Origin of the sequence: Mongoliitalea daihaiensis, assembly GCF_021596945.1 — a bacterium.
Taxonomy (GTDB): Bacteria; Bacteroidota; Bacteroidia; order Cytophagales; family Cyclobacteriaceae; genus Mongoliitalea; species Mongoliitalea daihaiensis.
The window spans coordinates 2,020,001-2,046,196 of the sequence record NZ_CP063779.1 but is presented as its reverse complement, the minus strand read 5'-3'; the positions used below and the strand labels follow the sequence as shown (position 1 = coordinate 2,046,196).

At 41.7% G+C, this 26,196-nt stretch carries 21 protein-coding genes, 1 tRNA gene and 2 rRNA genes (1 of these 24 running past the window's edge); 6 read left to right on the top strand and 18 right to left on the bottom strand.

The features are described from left to right. Positions 1 to 407: 407 nt before the first annotated feature. Positions 408 to 2,519, bottom strand: a complete 2,112-nt coding sequence (locus IPZ59_RS08645; RefSeq protein ID WP_236139459.1) for a T9SS type A sorting domain-containing protein — start codon at positions 2,517 to 2,519, stop codon at positions 408 to 410. Between the two features lie 90 nt (positions 2,520 to 2,609). On the opposite strand from IPZ59_RS08645, the gene IPZ59_RS08640 reads away from it, so the two are divergent. Together IPZ59_RS08640 and IPZ59_RS08635 are read left to right on the top strand one after the other, a co-directional pair. After that, entirely contained in the window at positions 2,610 to 3,911 is a 1,302-nt protein-coding gene (locus tag IPZ59_RS08640) for a UDP-N-acetylmuramoyl-tripeptide--D-alanyl-D-alanine ligase (RefSeq protein WP_236139458.1), read from the top strand. A gap of 43 nt (positions 3,912 to 3,954) precedes the next feature. After that, positions 3,955 to 4,635, top strand: a complete 681-nt coding sequence (locus IPZ59_RS08635) for a DUF2461 domain-containing protein (RefSeq protein WP_236139457.1) — start codon at positions 3,955 to 3,957, stop codon at positions 4,633 to 4,635. 115 nt (positions 4,636 to 4,750) lie between these two features. On the opposite strand, the gene IPZ59_RS08630 is transcribed toward IPZ59_RS08635, so the two are convergent. Then, positions 4,751 to 5,134: a hypothetical protein gene (locus IPZ59_RS08630; RefSeq protein ID WP_236139456.1), complete on the bottom strand. Its 384-nt coding sequence runs from the start codon at positions 5,132 to 5,134 to the stop codon at positions 4,751 to 4,753. Between the two features lie 332 nt (positions 5,135 to 5,466). Between IPZ59_RS08630 and IPZ59_RS08625 the strand changes: the two genes are divergently transcribed. Beyond that, complete coding sequence (locus IPZ59_RS08625; protein ID WP_236139455.1) at positions 5,467 to 5,763, top strand: nucleotidyltransferase family protein; 297 nt, start codon at positions 5,467 to 5,469, stop codon at positions 5,761 to 5,763. After that, positions 5,753 to 6,091: a HepT-like ribonuclease domain-containing protein gene (locus tag IPZ59_RS08620; protein ID WP_236139454.1), complete on the top strand. Its 339-nt coding sequence runs from the start codon at positions 5,753 to 5,755 to the stop codon at positions 6,089 to 6,091. The genes IPZ59_RS08625 and IPZ59_RS08620 overlap by 11 nt, the downstream gene beginning before the upstream one ends. Before the next feature lie 601 nt (positions 6,092 to 6,692). On the opposite strand, the gene IPZ59_RS08615 is transcribed toward IPZ59_RS08620, so the two are convergent. From IPZ59_RS08615 to IPZ59_RS08590, 6 genes are all read right to left on the bottom strand, one after another. After that, the gene (locus IPZ59_RS08615; protein ID WP_236139453.1) at positions 6,693 to 7,202 is read right to left on the bottom strand and encodes a RidA family protein; all 510 of its coding nucleotides are present in this window, start codon (positions 7,200 to 7,202) and stop codon (positions 6,693 to 6,695) included. A gap of 84 nt (positions 7,203 to 7,286) precedes the next feature. Next, the gene (locus IPZ59_RS08610; protein WP_236139452.1) at positions 7,287 to 8,501 is read right to left on the bottom strand and encodes a glycoside hydrolase family 57 protein; all 1,215 of its coding nucleotides are present in this window, start codon (positions 8,499 to 8,501) and stop codon (positions 7,287 to 7,289) included. Then, positions 8,498 to 9,787, bottom strand: coding sequence for a glycosyltransferase family 4 protein (locus tag IPZ59_RS08605; RefSeq protein ID WP_236139451.1), 1,290 nt, complete (start codon positions 9,785 to 9,787; stop codon positions 8,498 to 8,500). Before IPZ59_RS08605 ends, IPZ59_RS08610 begins: the two co-directional genes overlap by 4 nt. Positions 9,788 to 9,799: 12 nt before the next feature. Continuing rightward, complete coding sequence (locus IPZ59_RS08600) at positions 9,800 to 11,716, bottom strand: amylo-alpha-1,6-glucosidase (protein ID WP_236139450.1); 1,917 nt, start codon at positions 11,714 to 11,716, stop codon at positions 9,800 to 9,802. Between the two features lie 355 nt (positions 11,717 to 12,071). Then, a tRNA-His gene (locus IPZ59_RS08595) sits at positions 12,072 to 12,147 on the bottom strand. A 77-nt stretch (positions 12,148 to 12,224) separates the two neighbouring features. Next, on the bottom strand, positions 12,225 to 13,568 hold the full coding sequence (locus IPZ59_RS08590; RefSeq protein WP_236139790.1) for a dihydroorotase: 1,344 nt from the start codon (positions 13,566 to 13,568) through the stop codon (positions 12,225 to 12,227). 94 nt (positions 13,569 to 13,662) lie between these two features. Between IPZ59_RS08590 and IPZ59_RS08585 the strand changes: the two genes are divergently transcribed. After that, positions 13,663 to 15,021 (top strand): DEAD/DEAH box helicase, encoded by a 1,359-nt coding sequence (locus tag IPZ59_RS08585; protein WP_236139449.1) that lies wholly within the window; start codon positions 13,663 to 13,665, stop codon positions 15,019 to 15,021. A gap of 259 nt (positions 15,022 to 15,280) precedes the next feature. Here the strand turns inward: IPZ59_RS08585 and IPZ59_RS08580 are convergent, their stop codons facing one another. Next, on the bottom strand, positions 15,281 to 16,750 hold the full coding sequence (locus IPZ59_RS08580) for a TolC family protein (protein ID WP_236139448.1): 1,470 nt from the start codon (positions 16,748 to 16,750) through the stop codon (positions 15,281 to 15,283). A gap of 129 nt (positions 16,751 to 16,879) precedes the next feature. On the opposite strand from IPZ59_RS08580, the gene IPZ59_RS08575 reads away from it, so the two are divergent. Then, positions 16,880 to 17,644: a class I SAM-dependent methyltransferase gene (locus IPZ59_RS08575; protein ID WP_236139447.1), complete on the top strand. Its 765-nt coding sequence runs from the start codon at positions 16,880 to 16,882 to the stop codon at positions 17,642 to 17,644. Here the strand turns inward: IPZ59_RS08575 and IPZ59_RS08570 are convergent. The 9 genes from IPZ59_RS08570 to IPZ59_RS08530 all read right to left on the bottom strand — a co-directional run. After that, the gene (locus IPZ59_RS08570; RefSeq protein WP_236139446.1) at positions 17,639 to 18,592 is read right to left on the bottom strand and encodes a glycosyltransferase; all 954 of its coding nucleotides are present in this window, start codon (positions 18,590 to 18,592) and stop codon (positions 17,639 to 17,641) included. The genes IPZ59_RS08575 and IPZ59_RS08570 overlap by 6 nt on opposite strands. Then, complete coding sequence (locus IPZ59_RS08565) at positions 18,592 to 19,557, bottom strand: glycosyltransferase family 2 protein (protein ID WP_236139445.1); 966 nt, start codon at positions 19,555 to 19,557, stop codon at positions 18,592 to 18,594. Before IPZ59_RS08565 ends, IPZ59_RS08570 begins: the two co-directional genes overlap by 1 nt. A gap of 8 nt (positions 19,558 to 19,565) precedes the next feature. After that, positions 19,566 to 20,081 carry a DUF4199 domain-containing protein gene (locus IPZ59_RS08560; RefSeq protein ID WP_236139444.1) on the bottom strand — a complete coding sequence of 172 codons (516 nt, stop codon included), beginning with the start codon at positions 20,079 to 20,081 and terminating at the stop codon, positions 19,566 to 19,568. A 6-nt stretch (positions 20,082 to 20,087) separates the two neighbouring features. Next, positions 20,088 to 20,600, bottom strand: coding sequence for a DUF4199 domain-containing protein (locus IPZ59_RS08555; protein WP_236139443.1), 513 nt, complete (start codon positions 20,598 to 20,600; stop codon positions 20,088 to 20,090). Further along, a complete protein-coding gene (locus IPZ59_RS08550; protein ID WP_236139442.1) occupies positions 20,600 to 21,835 on the bottom strand; it encodes a dihydroorotase in 1,236 nt (411 codons plus the stop codon). Before IPZ59_RS08550 ends, IPZ59_RS08555 begins: the two co-directional genes overlap by 1 nt. A 139-nt stretch (positions 21,836 to 21,974) precedes the next feature. After that, the gene (locus tag IPZ59_RS08545) at positions 21,975 to 22,130 is read right to left on the bottom strand and encodes a hypothetical protein (RefSeq protein WP_236139441.1); all 156 of its coding nucleotides are present in this window, start codon (positions 22,128 to 22,130) and stop codon (positions 21,975 to 21,977) included. 53 nt (positions 22,131 to 22,183) lie between these two features. After that, a complete protein-coding gene (locus IPZ59_RS08540; RefSeq protein ID WP_236139440.1) occupies positions 22,184 to 23,335 on the bottom strand; it encodes a hypothetical protein in 1,152 nt (383 codons plus the stop codon). A gap of 1,011 nt (positions 23,336 to 24,346) precedes the next feature. Then, positions 24,347 to 24,458, bottom strand: a 5S ribosomal RNA gene (gene rrf, locus IPZ59_RS08535). A gap of 165 nt (positions 24,459 to 24,623) precedes the next feature. Then, positions 24,624 to 26,196: ribosomal RNA gene (locus IPZ59_RS08530) — 23S ribosomal RNA — on the bottom strand; it runs 1,309 nt beyond the window's last position.

Here is a 26,196-nt window from a genome sequence, read left to right as displayed (position 1 = left end):
TATCTGCGAGAGACTTTTGCCACAAAGACGCTAAGGCACAAAGAAAAGGGTTTCACGCAAAGGCGCAATTCAAAGGGCGCTAAAGAAATCAATTATATCTGTGTTAAATCTGTTCAATCCGCTTTATCTGCGAGAGACTTTTGCCACAAAGGTGCTAAGGCACAAAGAAAAGGGTTTCACGCAAAGGCGCAAAGGCGCGATTTTAGTGCGCCAAAGAAATAATTTTTATCTGTGTTAAATCCGTTTAATCCTCTTTATCTGTGAGAGGACCGAGCGTAAAAAATTAGTCTAGGAGACTAATTTAGCGAGGGGCCGGGATGCAGGGCGGGAAAACTGCAGTGGATATAATAAGCTTCTACTATCGTCAAGATAAAAATCATATCTGTCCTCAATCTGTTAAATCCCCTTTATCTGCGAGAGACTATCAGCTTCTTCGTTACCCAGCTTCCCGAACTGGCCCGAACCCGCACGAAATAAATCCCAGGTGCGAGATGCTGAAGATCTACTAAAAGTGGAGAATTGGCGGGAATGGAAGCATTGGTACGGATCAATTGTCCAAGACTGTTGTATACGGTAAATTCTCCTGCTTCAGAACTCACAATCGTGACCAGTCCTTCACTTGGATTGGGAAATACGCGCACCTGTAACCCCTCCACTGCACTACCTCCTCCTGCTATCATTCGCAACCATTCCAATCCACCAGCAGTAGTACCCAAAACCAGATCACTCCCTCCTCCAAAAGTCTTACCCATACTGCTCATCCAGGTATTTCTACCCAGTCGAGTACTCACCTGTTGCCCAGTTGGTAAGCGGATTTCTATAGCTTGTCGCTCGGATTGGTTCATGAAATCGGGAATAAACTGTATAATCCCCCGCTGATCGACTGCATACATATCCAGTTTTGAACCCTGCACTACATGCACGGTCAAATTTCGTGCGGCAGGACTGTCATTGAAACCTAAAAATGAACGCTCTTCTAATCGCACTTGAGGATTGTTACTCAAATTTGCTTCAAACAACACCAATTCCCCCGTCTGCCGTGCCAGCAATACATAATCTTTGCCTTCCCAGCTGAATACGTCTAGGTGATCCAAAGGTCGGATACCTGTCTCGGGAAACGTTACTTCCTGCATTTGCTCAAAATCTGGACTGTCTCCCATCCAAACTCTTCTCCTGACCACTCTATCTACTGTATCGTATCCCGACAACCAATAGGTCTGCCTGCCTGCACTGGTCAAAAACTCCTGATACTGTATGTCCGAAAGCTTTAATCTACTCAATTGCAGGTAATCATCCTCCAGCAGAGTCCATTTCTCATCCTTCACAGACCATCGTTGCGCATGGCCCCGAACTCCCCCATCAAATACCCGATTACCTGTCACTATCAACTCCCCATCACTTTGAAATCCTTTGAAAAAAGGTCGTGAATTTTCACCCAAGTCAATCATCTCATCCTGTAAAAACGGCGATTTGGAATTGGTAAATGGGGCAATGGCAAATACATTTTTACTGTAATCCGAACGAAATGCACCTGCAAACTCCGAACTATTGCTGCTGATAATCAATTCATCCTTCCATAGAAAAGCGGTATGAAATACAGGAAACTCAGCCAGCTCTCCGTAGATGGGCATTTCAGTAGAAAAAGTATCAAAAACCGGATTGAGAGTAGTGCCTTTGTTTGGCAAGTAATACAATCTGCTGCATTCATCCCTTCCCAACAAAAGGTCAGCCACCCCATCTCCGTCAAAGTCTGCATAGAGCAAGGAATGCCCACCCGCATGTTGGATTCTTGCTTGATTGTTTGACTCGGGCACACTGCCAATTGGGAGTCCATTGCAGGTCACACCGAAACTGAATTCCCCACAATCGCAAAATTCAAACCCTCCCCAGCGAAATTGAGGAAAAGCAAATCCATCCACATCCGGGGTCCCTTTCCGCTCCACAGAAGTATTGATATACAATTCCAAGAAATCTCCCGAGGCAAAATTGAACGTTGCTATATCCAAGTCTCCATCTCTATCCAAATCCATGATCAACGGAATATCTAAGTTGTTGGCCTGCAAATTGGAGCCATTGTCCAAGCGGAGAAAATTCTGAGCCAAGGTCCACTGGGATCGATTCGAGCCAGATGGAGTAGTATTCCGATACACCCGAATTCCAAAAGGACTACTGGTAAACAAATCCTTGCGCCCATCCTCATCAAAATCTGCCAAGACCAAAAACCCATTGACATCCTCCGGAAAAGCATAGGCTAATTCAGGTGCAGGCGCAAACCCTTCCTCAGTTATTTTGGATACCACAATCCTGCGGGCATTGATATCCCATGCCACCAACTCCTCCACCCCGTCTCCATCCATGTCCAAGGTTTGAAATTGGGCAGCATTGATCCCTCCTGCGAATGGAAGGGTCAAAGTTTTCCCTTGGGCTGTGACCGAAAAAGTGTTGGCATACTCAAACACCTGCTGTCCGGAAAGCTGAAAGGATAAGAGGATAAAAAGGTAACAAGGGAATTGTTTCATGAACATTCAATCACACATAACAAATTAAACGATAGAAATTCACAATAGATAGCTTCAAAGCCCTAATTTTGAAAACTCAATACCATACTCATGAATATCCAAGCCATCTACGAATGCTACCTGAGCTGCTCAGGAGTCTCCACAGATACCCGCAAAATAGAAGCAGGGAATTTATTCTTCGCCTTAAAAGGCCCCAACTTTGACGCCAATAGCTTTGCTTCCAAGGCTTTGGAGATCGGGGCAAAAGCGGTGGTGGTAGACGATGCGAGCGTAGTGCCTGCCGGAGATACCCGCTATTTCTTGGTAGAAGATGCCTTGAAAGCTCTTCAGCTATTGGCAAACCACCATCGGAAACATTTCAACTTTCCTGTGATAGCCCTGACCGGAAGCAATGGAAAAACCACCTCCAAAGAATTGCTTTATGCTGTATTGAAACAATCTCTCAAAACAGCTGCCACCACAGGAAATTTCAACAACCATATCGGTGTTCCTTTGTCCTTACTAGCTATTCCATTAAAAGGCACTGAAATCGCTATTATCGAAATGGGAGCCAACAAGCAAGGCGACATTCAAGAATTATGTGACATCGCAGAACCAACGCATGGCTTTATTACCAATATTGGCAAAGCGCATCTAGAAGGCATGGGCGGACCAGAGGGAGTTCTGAAAACCAAAACTGAATTATTTCAACATCTACGGGTCAACAAGGGCACGGTATTTATCAACTCCCAAGATCCCATCCTATCCAATATGGCTAAACGCTTCGAACATCCTGTTTTGTATCCAGCCAAAGGGGATTTTTGTGAAGTGAGTTTTGTCAGTGCGGACCCTTTTGTGAAATTTCAGGTAGAAGGAACGGAGGAAATTTTTGAAAGTTCGCTGATAGGTGCATACAATTTTGGAAATATCGCAGCCGCACTCACCATAAGCAAATACTTTGGGGTACCTATGGAAAAAGCCGTACAGACAGTAGTATCCTACACTCCTTCCAATATGCGTTCACAATTAGTGGAAAAACGCAGCAACCTCATCATTTTGGATGCTTACAATGCCAATCCATCGAGCATGGAAGTAGCCATAGATACCTTTGGAAAGATGAGCGGAAAACCCTACAAAATGATCATTTTGGGGGATATGTATGAGTTGGGCGAAGCTACCGAAACAGAACATGCCAAATTGGGTGAGTTGGTCAGCAAATACAACTTCGATAAGATCTGCTTTACTGGAAAGCATATCCAAGCAGCCCTTGCCAAAGCCCCTTTCCGATCGTTGTATTTCCCGGACCCATTTTCTTTCCGCAATTGGCTTCAAGACTCCAAGCTTGAGGACCATCATATCCTAATCAAAGGTAGTCGGGGGATGAAATTGGAGGGCTTGGTGGATTTTATTTGACAACAAAGCCCATAAGAAAACTGTTATTTACAAAATTGCTCCGATGAAAAACGAATACCTCCCCTTCCTCCAAACCCTTGCCAACAACAACCATAAAGATTGGATGGATGCCAATAGAGATTGGTATCAAAACATCCGCAAGGCATTTTTGAAAGACGTGGAGTATTTATTGAAGGGAATTACTGCTTGGGAGCCGGAACTTACCACCTTGCAGCCAAAGGATTGTGTCTTCAGACAAAACAGAGACATCCGCTTTTCTGCTAACAAAGACCCTTACAAAACCAATTTGGCAACTTACTTTGCTAGAGGTGGCAAAAAGTCCATGGGACCAGGTTATTACCTGCATATACAGCCGGGAGCGAGTTTCTTGGCCGGAGGAATTTGGATGCCTCCATCAGATATACTGAAAAAAATCAGACAAGAAATCGACTATAATGGAGCTCAATTAGTGGAGATTTTAGAAAATACCTCCATCAAAAAACATTTCAACGGCATGGAAGGGGAGCAACTCAAAACAAGTCCAAAAGGCTTCGATGCTGAGCATCCCTATATTGAGCTATTGAAGTTTAAAAGCTTCATTATCTCTCACTCGATCACTGACAAAGACATAGAATCGGGTAAATTTCTAGACATTGCCCTTACACACTTCCAACTCCTCCAGCCCTTCCACAACTTCCTCCACCAAGCCTTGGACGAAGCTGAGAGCGGTGAGGGTTTATTATAGTCTCGCAAAGTCGCCAAGCCGCAAAAGTAAGACGCTAATTGACAAGGCTATTTTTAAATTCATCTGTGCCAAATCTGCCTAATCTCCTGTATCTGCGAGAGACATCGCCACAAAGTCACGAAGGCACAAAAGAAATGATAGGCTCGCAAAGCCGCAAAAGTAAGCCGCTAATTAGCAAGGCTATTCTAAAATTCATCTGTGCCAAATCTGCCCAATCTCCTATATCTGCGAGAGACATCGCCACAAAGACACGAAGGCGCAAAAGAAATAATAGGCTCGCAAAGGCGCAAAGCCGCAAAAGTAAGCCGCTAATTAGCAAGGCTATTCTAAAATTCATCTGTGCCAAATCTGTCCAATCTCCTATATCTGCGAGAGACCATCGCCACAAAGACACGAAGGCACAAAAGAAATGATAGGCTCGCAAAGGCGCAAAGCCGCCAAAACAAGCCGCTAATGAAGCAAGGTATTTGTTTAAAAAATCTATGGTTAATCTGCCCAATCTCCTATATCTGCGAGAGACCATCGCCACAAAGACACGAAGGCACAAAAGAAACAATGGGCTCGCAAAGGCGCAAAGCCGCCAAAACAAGCCGCTAATGAAGCAAGGTATTTGTTTAAAAAATCTGTGGTTAATCTGCCCAATCTCCTCTATCTGCGAGAGACCATCGGTACAAAATATGCTCCTATAATCAGCATCATCAAAGCTTTGCGAGCGTAGCGCCAAGCCGTTGTGAGCGTGGCGTTATACCATTTTACCCCATCCTCGAAACTATTTACATTTATTGATTCATGTTAGGAATTGCGCTATATTTGACTGATAACCTTTCCTGTATGGATATTTCAAAAGAAAAGATAACCCGAATCAAAAAGCTATTTGACAGCTACTCACCTGTGGATAGAGCGTACATTTTTGGTTCATATGCGAGAGGTGATGCTGATATGGTCAGTGATGTTGATATTTTATTGGAGTTAAACTATGAACAACACATCGGTTTAGGTATCATTACCCTTAAAAATGATCTAGAAGAAATCCTTAAAAAACCTGTTGACTTGCTTACAAGTAATGCCATCTCTAAACATCTTCAACCTTTTATTGAGCAAGACAAGAAATTAATCTATGAAAGGTAAGATCGGTGACTCCCAAAGAATTGCCCACATCTTGGAAGCAATTGAAGAAATTGAAAGTTATACTCAGGATGTTGATTTCAACATCTTTATTAAAAAATCAATAATAAAATATGCTTCCATAAAACAACTTGAAATTATAGGTGAAGCTGCCAACCATCTTTCCAATGATTTTCGAACCAAAACATCCCATATTAAATGGCCGGAAATTATTGGTCTTAGAAATTTTTTAGTCCATGAATATTTTGGTGTTGATGAGAAAATAATCTGGCAAATAATTACTGTGGATATCCCTGAGTTAAGAGAGAAATTGAAATCTATTCCTTCATAAAACATTCTGTACCAAATCTGCCTAATCCCCTGTATCTGCGAGAGACCATCGCCACAAAGACACGAAGGCACAAAAGAAATAATAGGCTCGCCAAGGCGCAAAGCCGCAAAAGTAAGCCGCTAATTAGCAAGGCTATTCTAAAATTCATCTGTGCCAAATCTGCCCAATCTCCTATATCTGCGAGAGACCATCGCCACAAAGTCACGAAGGCACAAAAGAAACAATGGGCTCGCAAAGGCGCAAAGACGCCAAAACAAGACGCAAATGAAGAAAGATATTTTTTTTTAAAAGACTGTGGTTAATCTGCCCAATCTCCTTTATCTGCGAGAAACTATCGCCACAAAGTCACGAAGGCACAAAAGAAATAATAGGCTCGCAAAGGCGCAAAGCCGCCAAAACTAGCCACTAATGAAGAAAGGTATTTATTTAAAAAAATCTGTGGTTAATCTGCCCAATCTCCTATATCTGCGAGAGACTATCGGTACAAAATATGCTCCCATAAACAGTATCATCAAAGCTTTGCGAGCGTAGCGCCTATCCGTTGCGGGCGTGGCGTGAAATCTCAAATAAATCTGCCCAATCTGTTTTATCAGTGAGAGACTCACTTAGCCGCCACCGCCTCTATCTCAATCAATAAATCGGGATTTGCTAACGCATGTACGGCTATCGTGGAGCGGGCTACTTTGTTGGGATTTTCTTCATTATTGAAGTACTCTCCGTAGGCGCGGAACCAATCGTCCCAGTGAACCACTCCATCTTTGTCAGGCACCAAATACACCCGTAGAAAAAAAACATCTTCCATTCCGAAACCCGCCTCTCCTATGGTTTCTTTGATCCGCTCCAAGATGCCAATACTTTGCTCGTAGGTATTGCCATAGCGCTCATAAGTACCTGCTATAGCATCAGGATTCTTCACGGGAGCTACCAATCCCGAGGTATAGAAGTAAGATTTTCCCTCCGGAATAAACACACCTCTCAAGATTGAAGCATCCGGTCTGTCGTAACGGACAATGAACGATTCCTCTTCTTCCTGATGGTGATGATGGTCGTGAGAAGGTTGGCAACCGGCAATAATGGCAACAATCAAGGTACTCAAGAATAGTTTTTTCATGATAGCATCGGTAAGTATTCAACAAAAACGCCAAGGAAAACTACTGAAAGAACCCTTGGCGATTAATTAATTTAATGGATATAGTTATGCTTCTGTAGCTACTTTGGCATCCTCATAGCGTTTCACCCGCAAGATAAAATCACTTAGCACATTCATGTAATTGATGAATGCATCGTAAGGAGTGTCATAAGGGCTAAAGTAAGCGTGCACTGCACCATCAGAGAAAAACTTCGTACTCATATAATAGAAATGATCCGATGTTTGCAGGTAATTCCAATCCCGCTGCAATTCTTCATCTTCGATTTCAGCCATCCGCTTTTCTACTTCATACAACTTGGTAAATGCTTCATTTTGTAGATCATTCCCCAACCAAGCGGTCAAATCCCGCTCTTCATCTGCCCAGGAAATCGGAATCGGAACTTGAATAGGTGCTATAGCTTTCGCCCCAGCCAATACCTCTGATGGGGTAGAAAATGTGAAATTGGTATGTGCTAAGATCGCTCCTGGCAGTAAACGCATAAATTCAAAAATTCCGGTCTCTGCCCACTGATGCTCACCAAAGGTCTCATAGTCCATAAATAAATTGACTACTTGATGTTCTTGCGGTACAGCATTCATCCAGTTGACAAACTTCTCAATGGTCAATGGGTGTTCGGACCAAGATTTATCACTGAATCTAAAGGCTATATCATCACTTAACAAGAAGTTTTTTAATAAAATTTTCAAGTCAGGATTCGTAGAATTGTGATATACAAAGTTAGGAGACTTCCAGCCTAATACGTGCTTGGCCCCTTCGGTCAACATTCCCTTGAAGCCCATATCCGCTACCATAGCACCGATTTTGTCTGAATACACCAATTCAGTATTTCGGAAGACCTTTGTTTCGTATCCGTTGAACAAGCGCTTGATTTTCTCTGTATGGTTTTCGACCATTCTCTTGAATTCCGCTTTACTTTTCAAGGAACAAAGGGCGTGAGCATCTGTTTCTGCCAACAATTCCACTTGTCCAGTGGCTACCAAGCGTCGGAAACTATCCAGTACATCCGGTGCATAGGCTTCAAATTGATCCAAACAAACCCCCGAGATAGAAAAGGCAACTTTAAACTTGCCAGGGAATTGTTGAATCATTTCTAGCAATAAGGCATTCATCGGCAAGTAGCATTTTTGGGCTACTTTTCGGATGACAGACTTATTGAGGTAATCATCCCAGTAGTAATGATCTTCACCGATATCAAAAAAACGATAGGGTTTTACCCGAAATGGTTGATGTACTTGAAAGTAAAAACAGATGGTTCTCATGGTTGTTCTTGGTGTAATTTTTCGTAAACAGTAACTAATTTGGCAGCAACGTGCTCCCATTTCAAATTTTTCAACTCTTCACTTCCGAGTTCCTTAAACATCTTAGCAATGCTCTGATAATGCAGCAGAGCAAAAATGGCATCCGCCATCGCATCCACATCCCAAAAATCAATCTTAATTGCATTTCTCAAGACTTCTGAGACCCCCGATTGTTTGGATATAATCACTGGTGTATTGTGACGCACTGCTTCCAAAGGAGCAATCCCAAAGGGTTCGGAAACCGAAGGCATTACATATACATCGGACATGGCATACATATCATCCACATCCTGTCCTTTCAAAAATCCTGTAAAGTGAAATTTGGTACCCATGCCCAGTTCAGCTACCCGCTCAATCATGCGATTCAACAAGTCACCATTACCAGCCATTACGAAGCGGACATTTGGATCCCTCTCAATAACTTTCTTCGCAGCCTCGACAAAATACTCTGGCCCTTTTTGAAAAGTAATCCTTCCGAGGAAAGTGACAATTTTTTCTGGTACTTTTTTCTTTACCTTGGACTCGATGATACTGGCATCTAGAACAGCATTGTGAAGGACACTTACTCTATCCGGATCTACACCGTATTTTTCAATCACTAGGTTTCTTGTCAGGTGACTAACGGCGACCACGTGGTCTGCTGCTAGCAGGCCTGCTTTTTCCATTTCATACACAGGTCCTTGCGCTCCCCCTTCTCCTGCCCGGTCATATTGAGTAGCATGGATATGGCAGATAAGAGGCTTTCCACTCATCTGTTTTGCTGCAATACCAGCTGGAAACGCTAGCCAATCATGTGCATGAATCAAATCATGGTCTTTGGACTTAGCTATTTGTGTTGCAACTAGGGCATACCTAGAAACTTCCTCCATCAAATTCTTTCCATACTTGCCAGAAAAAGTATATTTATTCGAAAATACAGATTCCTCTACATCCGTCCGATGGTGCATGCTGTAATCCGTATATTTTTCAAACTCTTGTGGACCCAAGTAAGGAACCAAATAACTATTGATTTCTAAATAGGTCATATTTTGCCAAGTATCAATAAAGGTTTTCTCCCGATAATCGATTTCCACCTCACTGGCATTGACAAAGTCGGCTACGGGTTCCTCATCGCCCCATAACTTAGGGACTACAAAAATAATATCCTGCTTATGGTGTACGAGTCCTTTGACGAGACCGTAACAAGCAGTACCTAAACCACCTGAAATATGAGGGGGAAACTCCCAACCAAACATTAATACTTTCATAAAAAAACCTATTTATAAGTTACTGACAAGATGCATCATTCGAAGTAATTCACCTACGCTCCAAGCTTGGGAGATAGAACCTTTCGGTCTATGTGGAGGGTCTCCATCATAAATTTCAGCTACCGTACCTACTCCATATTGGGTCATTACTCCATCAAATCCCTTGATAATTTTTTCCACAAAATGCTTCCCTGACTTCCCATGTAGTTTCAAATATCCTTCTACAAAATGTCCCAACAACCATGGCCAAACGGTACCGTTGTGATAGGCTATATCTCGGGTAAACTGATTCCCATGGTAGTAACCTTTATAGGCAGGATCGTCAGGCGCCAATGATCGGACCCCTCGGTTAGTGAGTAGTTTTGATTTTACAATCTCCAAGATAGACTCCATCTGTTCTTCCTCTAAGGGTGAATAGGGCAAGGAGGTCGCAAAAATCATATTAGGCCTGATTGACCAATCTTTATAAGTCCCTTCCACATAATCTGCCAAATACTTTTTCTTATCACTCCAAAATACTTCTACGAAAGAAGCTTTTACCTGTTCCGATAAAGCAAGGATTTCATTGTCTTTCGTAAGATTTCCGTAAAAACATAAAGCATTGTACCAAAGGGCATTAATCTCTACAGGCATTCCTATCCTTGGGGTAACTGGTCCATCAGAATTTACTGCATCCATCCAAGTAAGCGCTATCCCATCTTCTCCTCCCCATATCAAGCCATTTCCCATCATGTGAATACCAAAATCTGTACCCGCACGAAATCCATCAATGATCCCTTTCATTTTACCTAGGTAACGGTTTTTAATCGTCTTTTCATCCCCTGTAAAGGCAATGTACTGTTGCAAAGACCAGAAAAACCACAAAGGGGCATCCATAGAAGCCATATTACGCATCACTCCACTACCCACATTGGGAAACAAAGGTCCGTGTAAATCCTCCACCATGGTGTCCATTACTTCTAAAAATGTAGCTTTATCGCCTTGCGTAAGAAGCAAACCTGGAGTAGCTACAAAGGTGTCTCTTCCCCACCAACCAAACCAAGGGTAGCCCGCAATGATGTGGGTTTTGCCTTCTCTGCGTTGAACAAATTGTCCAGCGGAGTTTTTTAAACAATTTTCAAAATTATTTCGAGGTACTCTACGCGATAACTCTTTTTCAAAAGCTTTTTGTCTCGTCGATGGGTCTGCTTCTATTAAGCCTGCAGAAAAGATTACTGATTCACCTTTTTTTATATCGAATTCAAAATAGCCCGGAACAAACAAATCCTCCTGATAATCATAGCCTCTTTCCCGCTCCATGATATACTCGATATTATAGTACCAGTCTGGCTTTGCAACAAATTCGTTTTTCTTAGAAATCTGCATGAAAAGCGGCGTATATTCTGGATATAATTGTACAGAGACCCCATTGGGAACCGGTTGAGATTCCGTTTGAATAGTATCGTTTGCCTTAGAAAGACTATGGTATCCTCTAAAAGCTAAGAAAGGATTAATTCTGATTTTCGTTGGAGAATGTGCTTCCAAAAGTGTATACCGAATCATTACACGATCTCTTTTCGTGTCCAAAATCAATTCTTTTTGAAGCAACACCCCTCCTACACGATAGGTCAATTTAGGAATAGGCTCAGAATCAAAATCCTCTAAGTACTTATGCCCTCTAGGAAAATAATTTCCGGGATACTTGCTGATCCCCAAATTAAAACTGGCACCACGCTGAATAACCGTCTCATGCACCGTGGACAACATGACATGTAATTGCTCATCCAACTGCGGTTGAGGAGCTACAAGCAAGCCGTGATATTTTCGTGTATTACAGCCAATAATCGTGGTGCTAGTATAGCATCCACCTCTATTCGTACGGATGATTTCTCTATCCAGTGAATAGTTCAGGTTTATTAATTGGGTTTTGTCAAAATGTATATAACTCATAGGGAAAAGTTTGAGAACAGGCTTAAAAATACCTTTTTAGATGGGAAAGAAAAACTATTCATGACAAAAATAAAGGTTATGTTTCCATAACCTTTTAGTGACTTACTCATGAAGCGAAATGCTCTTTTTGAACTTCTTCAAGATTTTTTAACGATTCCTCAAACTTAGAAAAGTATTCTTGCACAAATTTAATATTAACTGGCTTTAATTTAGGGAATCGCGGAGGAGATTTAAATAACGTAAACATCGCCTTTTAGTGTTTATTTTTAACCATTTATACAATTTTTATGCCATTTGGGTTCAATGCTTAGACTATTTATAAAAAAAATCCCCTCAAAAATTTGAGGGGATTTTTGGGTGGAAGACCGGGTTCGAACCGGCGACCTCTGGATCCACAAACCAGCGCTCTAACCAGCTGAGCTACAACCACCATTTGACACGATTCAGATCACCTATCTGATCGGAGTGCAAATGTAATATATTGCTTGATTTAAATCAAAATGAAAAATCATATTTTTCTTAAAAATTTTAATCGCTTTCCTTTCACTTCTTCATGAAACGTCCCATTTTCGTACGCCAAATGTCCGGAAACAATTGTATGTGTGATAGTTGATTGAAATGTATGCCCTTCAAAAGGAGACCAGCCACATTTGGATAAAACATTATCTTTTGAAACAGTCCATGGGCTATTAAGGTCTGCAATCACCATATCTGCATGAAAACCGGGCCTTAAATAGCCTCTTTTTTCAATTTCAAATAATGTAGCCACATTGTGACACATCTTCTGCACAATCATTTCCAAGCTTATCTTGCCTGCATGATACATATCGAGCATGGCTACCAAACTATGTTGTACCAGAGGCCCACCAGAAGGAGCCTTCCCATAAAGTTGCCCTTTTTCTTCTATCGTATGTGGAGCATGATCAGTTGCAATGACATCAATATGACCATCTAAGACTCCCTGAAATACTCCATCCCGATCTTCCTTGGTCTTGACAGCTGGATTCCATTTGATAAAATTTCCTTTCTCTTCATAATCCTCCTCACTAAACCACATGTGATGAATACATGCTTCCGCCGTAATACGCTTTTCTTCCAAAGGAAGACTATTGTCAAATAGCTTAACCTCATCCGCCGTACTGATATGCAAAACATGGAGCTTACTTCCATATTTTTTCGCCATTTCTACTACACGTTTACTGGCATCGTAACATGCCTCTGCAGATCGGATTTTAGGATGGAACTTCACAGGAATATCCTCACCAAATTCGGCTTTGTACTTTTCCAAATTAGCCTTGATGATGGTATCATTTTCACTATGGGTGGCTATCAATAACTTACACTCTTTAAAAATGCGCTCCAAACTTTCTTGATTATCCACCAGCATATTGCCTGTAGAAGACCCTTGAAACACTTTAATTCCACATACATTTTGTGGATCAACTTTCAAAATCTCTTCAATATTGTCATTTGTCGCTCCAAAGAAAAAAGAATAATTGGCTAAGGATTTTTCTTTGGCGATTGCAAATTTATCTTCCAGCAGTTCCAACGTAACAGCCTGTGGAACTGTATTGGGCATTTCCATATAGGAGGTAATCCCTCCTGCCACAGCCGCCTTACTTTCGGTGTAAATTTCTGCTTTATGCGTCAATCCCGGCTCTCTAAAATGAACTTGATCATCAATAATTCCTGGAAAAACGTACTTACCATCCGCATCGATCAGAAGATCTGATTCCATATCGGAAAGATTTTCACCGATAGCATCTATCAATCCATCCTGAATAAAAATATCTCCTCGGGTAATCTTACCTTCATTTACTATATTTGCATTTGTAATTAAGATCCTCTTCAAGCTCATAGTTGTCTGAATTTTTGATTACTAAATTAATGGCTAAAACCGAAAGGTCCGCCAACTTAGACAAAATAATTCCTAAACACCCCTTCATATGTCCAGCGAGACCCCTTCTTTCGACCAATTTAAACTTAATAAACAACTGTTGGAAGCCATCAAGGATGCTGGATATAGCAAGCCTACTCCTATTCAGGAACAGGCAATCCCACTCGCGCTGGCTGGCCATGATGTATTGGGAATAGCCCAAACTGGGACAGGTAAAACTGCTGCTTACGTACTTCCCCTCTTGATGAAGGTGAAATATGCTCAAGGAATGCACCCAAGAGCATTTATTTTGGCTCCTACCAGAGAATTGGTAATGCAGATTGAAGAAGCGGTCCAAGCATTTGGAAAATATACTGACATCCGATACGTATGCTTATACGGAGGAATTGGACCAAAAACACAAATCGAAAAAGTACAGGAAGGTGTAGATATCATCATTTCAACACCCGGTCGATTCCTTGATCTTTACAAAAAAGGAGAAATCTTCACCAAAGAAATCAAAACCATGATTTTGGATGAAGCCGATAAAATGCTCGATATGGGATTTATGGGACAAATCCGAGCAATTCTCGAAGTCATCCCAGTAAAAAGACAAAATCTCTTGTTCTCAGCTACTTTTGGCGGTAAAGTGGAGCGTCTATCCCACGAATTTTTAGAATTTCCAGAGCGTGTAGAGGTTTCGCCACAAGCCATGACGGCCGATACCGTACACCAGGTCAAATATATGATTCCCAATATCAAGACCAAAATCAACCTACTCATGCATTTATTGGAAAATGAATCCTTGGGTAGAGTAATCATTTTTACCAAGTCCAGAAAAAATGCTGAGTCTGTATTCAGTTATTTGGATAGAAAAGATATGGGAACTATCCGGGTCATCCATGCCAACAAGGGTCAAAATACCCGAATCAATTCCATCGAAGACTTCAAAGCTGGAGATGTTCGAATATTAGTGGCCACAGATGTCGCAGCAAGAGGACTTGATATCAGTATGGTCAGCCATGTGATCAATTTTGATGTACCCCTGATTTACGAGGATTATGTCCATAGAATCGGAAGAACAGGCCGTGCAGAAAATGATGGTTTTGCCATCACTTTTGTCAACCCAGCAGAAGAATTTCACTTTCAAAAAATCGAGGAAATCATCCGAATGGAAGTTCCTATCGTCCAAATCCCAGGTGAAGTCAAAGTTCCTGAAACTCCATTTGAAGAAAAACAAGCCTATGCTCGGGAAATCGACGGACAGAAAAAGAGAGACAATCCAGACTACAAAGGTGCTTTCCATGATAAAAAAGCTCGTCCAAAACCCAACCCTCAAGCGAAAGCCCCTAGAGGCAATAAAAACTCAAAGGCCAAAAGAAACAGAAATCAACTGAAAACTCAAGGGAACTATAAGAAGAAAGGATGAATTGAGTGAGTAGTAATTAGTTGATTAAGTCATCGATCACTGAGCGAAGTCGAAGCCAGTGGTGGAAAGTCCACGGCTAGCTGTCCACTGTCAACGGTTCGATTGTGGTTGAAATACGATAACTCTTTTTGATTACACGAACCTATACTTGGAAAACTTTAGTAAGTTTTAAATTAAGTGACGCAGGAGGCTGAGCGAAGTCGACACCAGTATTGGGAGGTCCAGAGCCAGCTGTCCACTGTCAACGGTTCACTCCCCCTTACACCCCTGGTTCATACAGCAAGACCCCACTCTCAAAGTCAAAGAGCGTCAACTGTCTTAATTCGTAATAAGCTAACCAATACTCTCTGAGTGCTCTGATATAAGCCCGTTGATTACTGTCCTTGTCCCGCTGGGCAATATCCAGATCTGTCAAGGAAACATTCCCTGTTTGATAACGCTTCAAAGCAGATTCGTACCTACGCTGAGCAACAGAAGAAGCGGTTTTGGAGATACTTAATCGCTCCTTCAAGACTTCAAAGTTTTTTACTTTAGTGAAAATTTCCTGTTCGAAATTGATCAACTCCTGCTCCACTGTATACTCTACTAAATTTTTGTTAGCCTGAGCCAAAGACATCCGAGCTTTATTTCTCCCCCAGTCCAAGATAGGAACCGAAACTGCCAAATTCACCAATGCTTGTGTATTGGGATTCGTATAGATTTCTCTCCAAGTCATTGCCGCATTGTTATAACCGTAACTAGCGGATAAATTCACCTGAAATTGTTCCCCTCTAGCTTGCGCTAATTGTGCATCTGCTTCCGTTCTTCTTCGATCAAAGCCCAAAGCTTGTGCTCGATTCTGGTAAGCATATTCCAACGCCAAATTGACATCTACCATAAAATCATTGATAGACTCCGGCATTTCGAGCAAAAGATCAGCGCTTTCACTGAACCCTAGATTACTTTTCAAGGCCAATGCACTGGTTTCCATATTGACTCGTGCCTGTGCTGCTTCCTGCTTGGCTGTAAGGAAATTCAATTCTGTTTGCAATAATTTATCTTCAAAAGTCACTCCCATTTCATAGCGTGCACGCTCAATCCGTAGGATTTCCTCATTATTTGTTAAGTTGGCTAAAGCAATGTCATAATTAACCTGCGCATCTAAAAGATCAAAAAACAAGGAGGTGGTGAATGCACTTAGCCGCTCCATATCTTCCACATACTCTCGCTTACTCTCTTCAAAAACCAAAGGTTCAATTTTCTTATCCCATTTGAAGCGATTGTAGGCAAAAATCGGCTGATCCAAGCGTACATTGACAGGAACACCCTGCCAACGGGTGGAGGTACCTCCCAAGCTCTCAAAATTATCAAAGCGATTGGTAGAAGTATTTACAGATAATAAACCTCCAGTAGGAGCCACTACCTGTTGCAGACCAAGACCCAGATCCATAAAATTTTGCCGGATATTCAAAAACTGAATATCACCATCTGGCTGAGTAATGGCAGTAAATTCCTGTCTAAAACTTGGCAGAATACCATTTAAACGCAATTGGGGATTGTAATTAGAACGGAAAAATCGATACCTCCAATACATGTTTTCACGCTGGGTCTGTATCCGTAAAGATTCTGGGGAAAGGGCTTTGGCACGAGCCACTACCTCGTCCAACCTGTACTTGATATTATCTTGCGCACTAACGGGACTAAAACCCCACAAAAAAACAATGATGCTGAACGTAAAGAGTTTTTTCATATCTTCTCAAATAGTTGATTAGCAGATTAAGGTTACAATATCGCATTTTTTCTTAATTACCGAACGAATTAGTCTTAAAAATTCTAAAAGCATGAAAAATGTGCAAAATTTAAGCAGTAATTTAGCCCCATGAAGTCAATAATCAGTTTTGTAATCCGATACATCCCTAGAAAATACCTACAGCTAGTCTCTCACTTTTTCTTAAGAGTACTTGCTATTTTTTATACAGGAAATAAAGTTACTTGTAATGTTTGTGATTCTCAATTCCGGAAGTTTCTTCCTTATGGAAGAAAAGCAAGAGAAAACGCCCTTTGCCCCAATTGTCTAGCGTTAGAAAGACACCGACTGATGTGGCTGTTTTTGCAACAAGAAACCAATTTTTTCTCAACTCCATTAAAAGTTTTGCACATTGCTCCAGAACTATGTTTCATCAAGCGCATGCAAGCCTTGCCCAATTTGGAATACATCACAGGTGATATTGAGTCTCCTTTGGCAACTGTGAAAATGGATGTGCACCAAATTCCTTTTGAGGATAATACCTTCGATGTTATTTTTTGTAACCATGTTATGGAGCATGTGGATGACGATATCCTTGCTTGCAAAGAAATTAATCGAGTACTCAAGCCGGAAGGCTGGGGAATTATCCAAAGCCCTGTGTATGATCTACCGACAACCATCGAAGACAAAACTATTTCAGATCCAGCGGAAAGAGAACGATTATTTGGACAACGGGACCATGTCCGAAAATATGGGAAAGACTATGCCAAACGGTTGAGTCAATCTGGATTGAATGTAGCAGAAAATTTGTTTGTCCAGCAATTGGACCCAAAACTGGTAGAAAGACATGCCCTTCCTCCCCAAGAAATTATTTTCTACTGTAAGAAAGGTTCATGATTTGCGAAGCCATGCCCAAGCTAATCCTACAGCATAAGCTGATAACTGGGCAATGGATAAGGGCAGCGCAAGTAATCCCACCAAAGGAGTATCATATTGGATAGTAGCACCGTAAAAAATCAAACCTAACCAAGCTATAAAGACAAATAGCTGTAGATAAAATAACATAGGAAACAGCCATGCTATCATTGGCATGGACAAACAAAACAACAGAAAAGCCAGTGGAAGCAAATGAACCAACTTTATAGCCTCTGGGTGATAGGTGGAAACATTCACACGGTTTCTCCCAAAGCTGAATCCCTGCCTTACAAATGCTATTACACCAGCTTTTCGCTTATGATATACAAAAGCATCTGCAATCAACTCCAGCTTAAATCCTGCTTTTTTGATACGAATACTTAGCTCAATATCCTCACCTTGATTGGGATCAATAAAGCCTTTCGTTTTTTCAAAAACTTCCCTTGAAAAGCCCATATTGTATCCCCTTGCTTGGTATTTGCTTGGATCCTGTAACTTTCCTCGGATACCTCCTGTAGTCCAAAAAGAGGTCATAGCATAATCCATAGCTTTTTGAAGTACAGAGAAATTTTTATGTGCGGCATCAGGCCCTCCAAAAGCATCCAATGCCCGCCCTTGAATAGCCGCTTCAACCGTTACCAAATAGTCTGGCGGAATGATACAATCAGAATCGAAAAAGATGAGATAATCACCCTTAGCAAGGGCTGCTCCTCTATTCCTCGCAAACCCTTGTCCTATATTTTCAATCCATTGATAGGTAATTTGAAGGTCCTTTTCAAAGGATTTGACAATGGGTTCGCAGGTATTTTCCGAACCGTCATCCATGACAATGACTTCAAAATTGGTCGCCTCCTGTGCACGCAGACTTTCCAGCAATTCCCGGATTTCATCAGGCCGATTATACACCGGTATGACAATGGAGAAAAACATCAGTCTTTGAAATTAAGCTTGGACTCAATAGTATAATCTGCTTTTCTGCTATTATTGGAAGCCATTAATTCCGCTAAGAAGCCCGTCAAAAACAGTTGAACACCAACTATCAAAGCTACCAAAGCCAAAAAGAATAATGGTTGTGCGGTGATTTCTCGTACAGGTAATTCATTAGCAAGTCCATGGATTTTTTTTCCAATTAACCAAAGGGTAATGAAAAATCCGGAAAGGAAGGAAACCGTACCTAAGGTACCGAAAAAATGCATGGGTTTCTTCTTATACCGATGTACGAAGGATACGGAGATAAGATCTAGGAATCCATTGATAAAACGCTCCCAACCAAATTTAGTCACCCCATATTTTCTTGGACGGTGTTCAACTACTTTTTCTCCAATTTTAGTAAAACCTTGCCATTTGGCAATTAATGGAATATAGCGGTGCATTTCTCCATAGATATGGATATTTTTCACTACTTTTTTATTGTAGGCTTTTAAGCCACAATTAAAATCATGAAGTTTAATACCCGAAATCCCACGGGTCACTCCATTAAAAAATCGCGATGGAATTGTTTTACTGATCGGATCGAGACGCTTTTTCTTCCACCCTGATACAATTTCAAAGCCTTCTTTTTGAATCATCTCATAGAGCGCTGGTATTTCGTCCGGGCTATCTTGAAGATCTGCGTCCATTGTGATTACAACATCCCCTTGGGCAACTGCAAAGCCCATATCGAGTGCCGCAGATTTTCCGAAATTTCTTGCAAAAGAAATGGCCTTGACTTGAGAATCAAGTGAGGCTAGTTTTTGAATAACCTCCCAAGAACCATCATTGCTCCCATCGTCAATAAACAGCACCTCATATGCAAAAGAATGATCTGTCATCACCCGCTGCAACCAATTGTATAACTCAGGAAGTGATTCCTCTTCATTGAAAACAGGAATGATGACAGATATATCGATGTGCATGTGAATAATTAGTAGTCCTCAGTTTTTTTGTTTACCGAAACAGCGATTAAGCCCAAAATTAAAAATCCAAAAATTGCCCCTAGGATAGTGGCTAATGCTAAGAATTCTGCACTCATAAAAAATGATACAAAACCAGGAAGATTATCAATGTCAACCCCAGCTTTTTCTTGTGCATCAAGTTGCTGTTCTTTATACCAATCTATGAATCCAGTATCAATGATTGTTATATAAACGTAGTATCCTATTGCTCTAATTACTCCTCCTAATAATCCAATTAATGCAACAATTTTAAAGCCTTGACCAAATTCCAAAAAATCATTATTATCAGTTCTAAACTCTTTTGTTGCTAAAAAATAAATTGAAAAAGCAATTGAAATATTTAAGACCGATGAAAGTACCGTAGCCGTTGTACCTAAAGTATGTAGTTCGAATATAATTGAAAGGATCGCTACAATTAATCCTAAAAGGCCGTAAATGAGTCCCCATTTTTTTACGACGTCACCGATTGTTAGTTTTTCTTCCATAAGACGTTAAATTTTATTTTTTCTTAAAATTATCGAAATTATAATAGTAAAAAACAGCCCTGGAACAATTTTCCAAAGAAAATCATTGATCGCAATATCCAAAGGCTTCATATTTTGCACATTTACCAAGGTTATGGCAAAAGACTCCTCCCCCACCTGACTTTTGATCATCTCCTCGTTTACTTCTAAGACTTGCAATTTCAAGGCCTTCAAGGCCTCAAAAGCCTCCGGATTCAGCAATAAAAAAACCAAAATACCCAAACCTGACACCAATGCAATCCCCATGTAAATCAAAAAGCCAACAGTCATCCCATGAGCAAAACTCAAAAATCCCTGGTTATATCCTTTTTTAAATAAGCGAATACCGATGAATAAAAAAACCGGAGTAATTATATACCCTAATAACATGGAAAAGTTAGCAGCATCGTAGCCTACGCTTCCAAATAGAATAAATGCTATCAAACAAAAGCCACCTCCAATCAAGGCAAACTTGTACGTGGACTCTAGGTATCTATTCATTAAATTTTATTAAAAACCCCTTTACTCAACATATACTTGACTTTTCCTTGTAATGTTGTGTTCCACCAAGGATGATTGAATGATAAACTTTCATTACTCCGGGCATTAAAGTCCCATGTTTCTGCTGGATCAAATATCGTCAATGTATCCATGACATCAGGTAGACCCAAAACCCTTGCAGGGCCAGTAGTAATCTTTTCAATCAACAACTCCCAAGATAATTCAGCTGACAAACGAACCAATGCAGGTAAAAAAGTCTGTAAACCTATCATTCCTGGATGCGCATAGTCAAACTCTACTTGCTTGGAATCCAAATCCTGAGGCTGATGGTTAGATACAAGTGCATCAATGGTCCCGTCTTTCAACCCTTCGATCAAAGCTTCCCGATCCTCTTTCCCTCTCAGTGGAGGAACCACTTTGAAGTTGGAGTCAAAACTCATCAAATCAGTATCAGAAAATATCAATTGATAAATCGATATATCTGCAGTCACCTGTAAGCCTTCTTTTTTCGCTTGCCTAATCAATTCGACGGCCTTGGCAGTGTTGATTGTTTGAAAATGAAGTCTACCACCCGTGTATCGTAGAATCTCTAAATTTCTTTGTATCGAGATATCTTCGGCTAGATTTGGTAATCCTTTAAAGCCTAATTGTGTAGAAATAGCTCCCTCATGCATCTGACCAAATAGGGCAATCAAGGGGTCATAGCTATGGTCGAAGAGAATCCCATCAAATTTTTGCAGATACTGTAAGGTTTTCATCAAGCGATCAGGATTGGAAAGGGGCTTGATGCCATCTCCAAAAATCAGTACCCCTTGGGCATGCAAATCAAGTATGTCAGTAAAATCCTCCCCTTTGGCATCTTTGGTCACGCTGGCATGTAGTATCAACTCCGTCAACCAATGTTTGGCCTTAGATTTCAGAAATTCAACTTCATTTTTTGTTTGGGTGACAGGATGATTGTTGGGAAGAACCACCGCTTTTGCAAAGCCACTCACCTCTAAAACCCTGCCCAATGTATCCAATGACTCTTTGTATTCTTCTCCTGGTTCCCCAGACATGCATCGTAAATCTATCCAACCCTTAGACCCTAAGAAATTGGAACAATCAATAGTTTCAATACCTTCCGGAGTTTCTTCTCTCAATTCTACAAACATACCATCTTGAATGATATAATCCTTTGGAGAGAGAATTCCTTTCGGGGTTAGTAGCCGAAGCGAGGTAAGTGCTAGAGTCATGCTTTTTTCCTTTGTGCAAATCTGCAATATAATTCATAAAATGAAAAATATATTGTGAATATACCCTAGGATAAATACTTCTTGAGACATTCTTAAGACTAACTGGAAGTAACTATTTACACGAAACCAGGAACCTACATTACTTTTGAAACTTCTCTCGAAGCTCATAGATGGGGTAAGATTGATAGTCATTTTCAGTTTCCAATAAATCCGTCACCAAAGAATCTACCACTACAACCTCAACCTCCTTTGAGTCATCAGCAGTTGAAGGATCTTGCTTACAGGAAAATACCATTAATGCACAAATGAATAAAATTACACTATTACGCTTATCTCGATCAGTAAAAATTAATTTTTAGAAAGTTTCACCTGGTAGATGGTCAGAAAGTCTTCCTCTTTATCTAAGTTAGTTGGCTTGAAAAACCACAATTGCCCATCTCTGATTAGCCATTGTTTGTCCCGAAGATTGGCAGGTAAAACAAATTCATCTACAACCTCACCATCTTTTGAGAGCACCAACATCCTTGGAGGAAAATCTTTCCTCATAGCAGACATCATCTCCATCCATGGCAGTCCTTCATAAGGGGCTCTTTGTGTTTCCGGAATTCCGGGGAAAAAGCTGGTCAAAACATAGTCATCGGTTGCTTTAAGATTTTCAAAAATCCCAGAATATACATCTGGATTAATCATTCGTGGATCCACGGACTTCATTTCTTCGCCTTCATTGACAAAATAATCAGGCACATCAAAATTAATTTTCCGGATCAGTGTGTACGGTGGCTCTGATGCATATATTTTCATGGCAGGTTCAATACCCTGGATTACGTAAATTTGATCATTCGAAACAGTCATCCGAGGAATCATATGTGCGATATCATGGCCTTTACCATTTTTAAATAAACTATTTTCATCCAAGGGCAAAAAAGAGACTACTTTGCGTTCAAGGGTATCAAACCAAGCAAGAGAAGTGTAAGCATTGTAAAATTCGGGTGTATTTCTTGGATATACTCCTCGACCAGCACCAACTGTTAAAATTTTATTTTTCAACCAATAAAACTCTTGATCTGCTGAAGCCCTACCAGCAAAGCTAGGCATTTCATTTTCCTGATGTTTTCCCCCTATCAAAAGCTTACCATCCAAAGAATAGGTATATACTCCTTGATTAGAGATGACTGTGAAGGAAGTACCATCGGGATCAAATTTACCTGCTCCTAAAGGAAAAACTCCATAGCTGTCTGGCATATCACCTGACTTCGAGAAAGATTGAAGAATATTTCCATTAAAATCTGCTAAAAGAAACTCACGTGTTTGGCTACTCATCAATAAGATCCTTTTGGATTCAGGATGAACATCCATCAAGTTGGCCATTCCCAGATAATCTATTCGAATAGAATCGATGATGGATAGTTCAAAAGAAACGTTTCCAGAGGATTCGGATTCATTACCCTTACAGGCCAGGATACCAAAACTTACTGTAAGCAAAAATAGCAATTGTCTCATAGTTTTTTTTTAAACTTAAGGAATTAGGTTAATAAAACCAAACACAAGGAGGTTTTAGATTAGTTCACGAAGTGATTGATGAGTTCGTATTCAAATACCCAAGGTCTTTTGAACCTTCTTTGCATGAGCCCTTGGCCTGCGAAAAAATCAATTGAAATAGTGAATAACAAATCCGATCCTAGCGGGATCATATCTATCACTGCTAAGAGATAGTGTAAGGCAAAAGCGGGTAGAAAAATCCTGTTTGAAAAAACCATAAATCAAGTTTATGCCCTAATCGTCGTAGTTGTTGGTTCACGCAACGGGCGCAACGATAAAGCGCAACGAACGCCACGCTACCATGTAAAGTAATACACAAAAAACTATCTCCTCTACTTCCTGCCCCTTTATATCTCCGCAGGCATATATCCATTTATATCGCGTTAGCATATATCAGTTGCTATCCCTAAAAATCTCTCGTTTCTCCCTCTGCAACCCCTGCGAAAGACTCTGGATCCTCTGCGGTTAAAAGATCCCAGCAATGGTTCTCGCAACGGACGCAACGATAAAGCGCAACGAACACCACGCTACGATGTAAAGTAATACACAAAAAACTATCTCCTCTACTTCCTGCCCCTTTATATCGCCGATCCTGTCTACCAAAGGTAGGAGGCATATATCCATTTATATCGCGTCAGCATATATCAGTTGCTATCCCTAAAAATCTCTCGTTTCTCCCTCCGCGACCCCTGCGAAAGACTCTGGGTTCTCTGCGGTTAAAAGGTCCCAGCAATGGTTCACGCAACGGACGCAACGATAAAGCGCAAAGAACGCCACGCTACGATGTAAAGTAATACAAAAAAAACAATCTCCTCTACTTCCTGCCCCTTTATATCGCCGGTCCTGCCTACCAAAGGTAGGAGGCATATATCCATTTATATCGCGCAAGCATATATCAGTTGCTATCCCTAAAAATCTGTCCTAACAGCCTACAAACACAAAACCCCCAAGATTTCTCCTGAGGGTTCAATAATGTGGCGGCGACCTACTCTCCCGGGTGTAACCCCAGTACCATCGGCGCTGCAGGGCTTAACTTCTCTGTTCGGGATGGGAAGAGGTGGGACCCCTGCGCTAGGCCGCCTAATCTTTAGATGTGAGACATAAGACACTAGACATGAGATTAACCCATCCTGTATTTCTGCCTTCAATCTGTAATATCTTTGTTCTCTGGAGTAACCCGGTCTTGATTCTTGGTTCTTGACTCTTGGCTCTCCTGATCATGTTTCGCAGAGAATGCAACAGCATTCGAGAAAGTAAGTTTTCGGGCAATTAGTACTGCTCGGCTATGTCATCTCTGACTTTACACCTGCAGCCTATCAACGTCATCGTCTCTGACGGCCCTGTTTGGAAGTCTCATCTTGGAGGGGGTTTCGCACTTAGATGCTTTCAGCGCTTATCCCTTCCCGACGTAGCTACCCGGCAGTGCAGTTGGCACCACAACCGGTACACCAGCGGTCAGTCCAACCCGGTCCTCTCGTACTAAGGTCAGAGCTCCTCAAACTTCCCACGCCCGCAACAGATAGGGACCGAACTGTCTCACGACGTTCTGAACCCAGCTCGCGTGCCACTTTAATGGGCGAACAGCCCAACCCTTGGGACCTTCTCCAGCCCCAGGATGTGACGAGCCGACATCGAGGTGCCAAACCTCCCCGTCGATATGAGCTCTTGGGGGAGATCAGCCTGTTATCCCCAGAGTACCTTTTATCCTTTGAGCGACGGCCTTTCCATACAGTACCGCCGGATCACTATACCCGTGTTTCCACCCTGCTCGGCTTGTAGGCCTCACAGTCAAGCTCCCTTATGCTATTGCACTCCACGCACGGTTACCAAGCGTGCTGAGGGAACCTTTGGAAGCCTCCGTTATCCTTTTGGAGGCGACCACCCCAGTCAAACTACCCACCAAGCAATGTCTCCCGAAAACTCGGGATTAGATACCAGGCAAACAAAGGGCGGTATTTCAACAGCGACTCCTCAACGCCTGGCGACGCCAATTCACAGTCTCCCGCCTATCCTACACATCGTTTACCCGATACCAATGCTAAGCTGCAGTAAAGGTTCATGGGGTCTTTCCGTCCCGTTGCGGGTACACGGCATCTTCACCGTGACTACAATTTCACCGAGCTCATGGCTGAGACAGCGCCCAGATCGTTACACCATTCGTGCAGGTCGGAACTTACCCGACAAGGAATTTCGCTACCTTAGGACCGTTATAGTTACGGCCGCCGTTTACCGGGGCTTCAATTCAATGCTTCTCTTGCGATAACATCCCCTCTAACCTTCCGGCACCGGGCAGGTGTCAGGCCTTATACATACTCTTTCGAGTTCGCAAAGCCATGTGTTTTTGCTAAACAGTCGCCTGGGCCTTTTCACTGCGGCCTCCCAATCGCTTGGGTAGGCGCCCCTTCTCCCGAAGTTACAGGGCCATTTTGCCGAGTTCCTTAGCCATGACTCACTCGAGCACCTCAGGATTCTCTCCTTGACCACCTGTGTCGGTTTGCGGTACGGGTGCATATACGCTTAACGCTAGAAGTTTTCTTGGAAGCACTTAGGATCACTATCCAGTCGTCCGTAGACTCCCGGTACTATCACGTTCGGCTAATCTTGCGCATTTACACAAAACCAATACCTACTCGCTTTAACGCGGTATTCCGTCACCGCGCGGATCTTTCATCACTCCGTCACTCCATCACCTGTATATACAGTATGGGAATATCAACCCATTTGCCATCGGAATCCCCACTCGGGTTATCCTTAGGACCCGACTAACCCTGATCCGATTAACGTTGATCAGGAAACCTTGGTCTATCGGTGTGCGGGTTTCT

Bases quoted from the DNA above. Each gene is read 5' to 3' on its own strand.
- IPZ59_RS08615 (WP_236139453.1), bottom strand. From the start codon at position 7,202: ATGAAAAAACTATTCTTGAGTACCTTGATTGTTGCCATTATTGCCGGT.
- IPZ59_RS08605 (WP_236139451.1), bottom strand. From the start codon at position 9,787: ATGAAAGTATTAATGTTTGGTTGGGAGTTTCCCCCTCATATTTCAGGT.
- IPZ59_RS08645 (WP_236139459.1), bottom strand. From the start codon at position 2,519: ATGAAACAATTCCCTTGTTACCTTTTTATCCTCTTATCCTTTCAGCTT.
- IPZ59_RS08560 (WP_236139444.1), bottom strand. From the start codon at position 20,081: ATGGAAGAAAAACTAACAATCGGTGACGTCGTAAAAAAATGGGGACTC.
- IPZ59_RS08600 (WP_236139450.1), bottom strand. From the start codon at position 11,716: ATGAGTTATATACATTTTGACAAAACCCAATTAATAAACCTGAACTAT.
- IPZ59_RS08640 (WP_236139458.1), top strand. From the start codon at position 2,610: ATGAATATCCAAGCCATCTACGAATGCTACCTGAGCTGCTCAGGAGTC.
- IPZ59_RS08570 (WP_236139446.1), bottom strand. From the start codon at position 18,592: ATGTTTTTCTCCATTGTCATACCGGTGTATAATCGGCCTGATGAAATC.
- IPZ59_RS08585 (WP_236139449.1), top strand. From the start codon at position 13,663: ATGTCCAGCGAGACCCCTTCTTTCGACCAATTTAAACTTAATAAACAA.
- IPZ59_RS08580 (WP_236139448.1), bottom strand. From the start codon at position 16,750: ATGAAAAAACTCTTTACGTTCAGCATCATTGTTTTTTTGTGGGGTTTT.
- IPZ59_RS08620 (WP_236139454.1), top strand. From the start codon at position 5,753: ATGAAAGGTAAGATCGGTGACTCCCAAAGAATTGCCCACATCTTGGAA.
- IPZ59_RS08575 (WP_236139447.1), top strand. From the start codon at position 16,880: ATGAAGTCAATAATCAGTTTTGTAATCCGATACATCCCTAGAAAATAC.
- IPZ59_RS08555 (WP_236139443.1), bottom strand. From the start codon at position 20,600: ATGAATAGATACCTAGAGTCCACGTACAAGTTTGCCTTGATTGGAGGT.
- IPZ59_RS08545 (WP_236139441.1), bottom strand. From the start codon at position 22,130: ATGGTATTTTCCTGTAAGCAAGATCCTTCAACTGCTGATGACTCAAAG.
- IPZ59_RS08610 (WP_236139452.1), bottom strand. From the start codon at position 8,501: ATGAGAACCATCTGTTTTTACTTTCAAGTACATCAACCATTTCGGGTA.
- IPZ59_RS08625 (WP_236139455.1), top strand. From the start codon at position 5,467: ATGGATATTTCAAAAGAAAAGATAACCCGAATCAAAAAGCTATTTGAC.
- IPZ59_RS08540 (WP_236139440.1), bottom strand. From the start codon at position 23,335: ATGAGACAATTGCTATTTTTGCTTACAGTAAGTTTTGGTATCCTGGCC.
- IPZ59_RS08550 (WP_236139442.1), bottom strand. From the start codon at position 21,835: ATGACTCTAGCACTTACCTCGCTTCGGCTACTAACCCCGAAAGGAATT.
- IPZ59_RS08635 (WP_236139457.1), top strand. From the start codon at position 3,955: ATGAAAAACGAATACCTCCCCTTCCTCCAAACCCTTGCCAACAACAAC.
- IPZ59_RS08565 (WP_236139445.1), bottom strand. From the start codon at position 19,557: ATGCACATCGATATATCTGTCATCATTCCTGTTTTCAATGAAGAGGAA.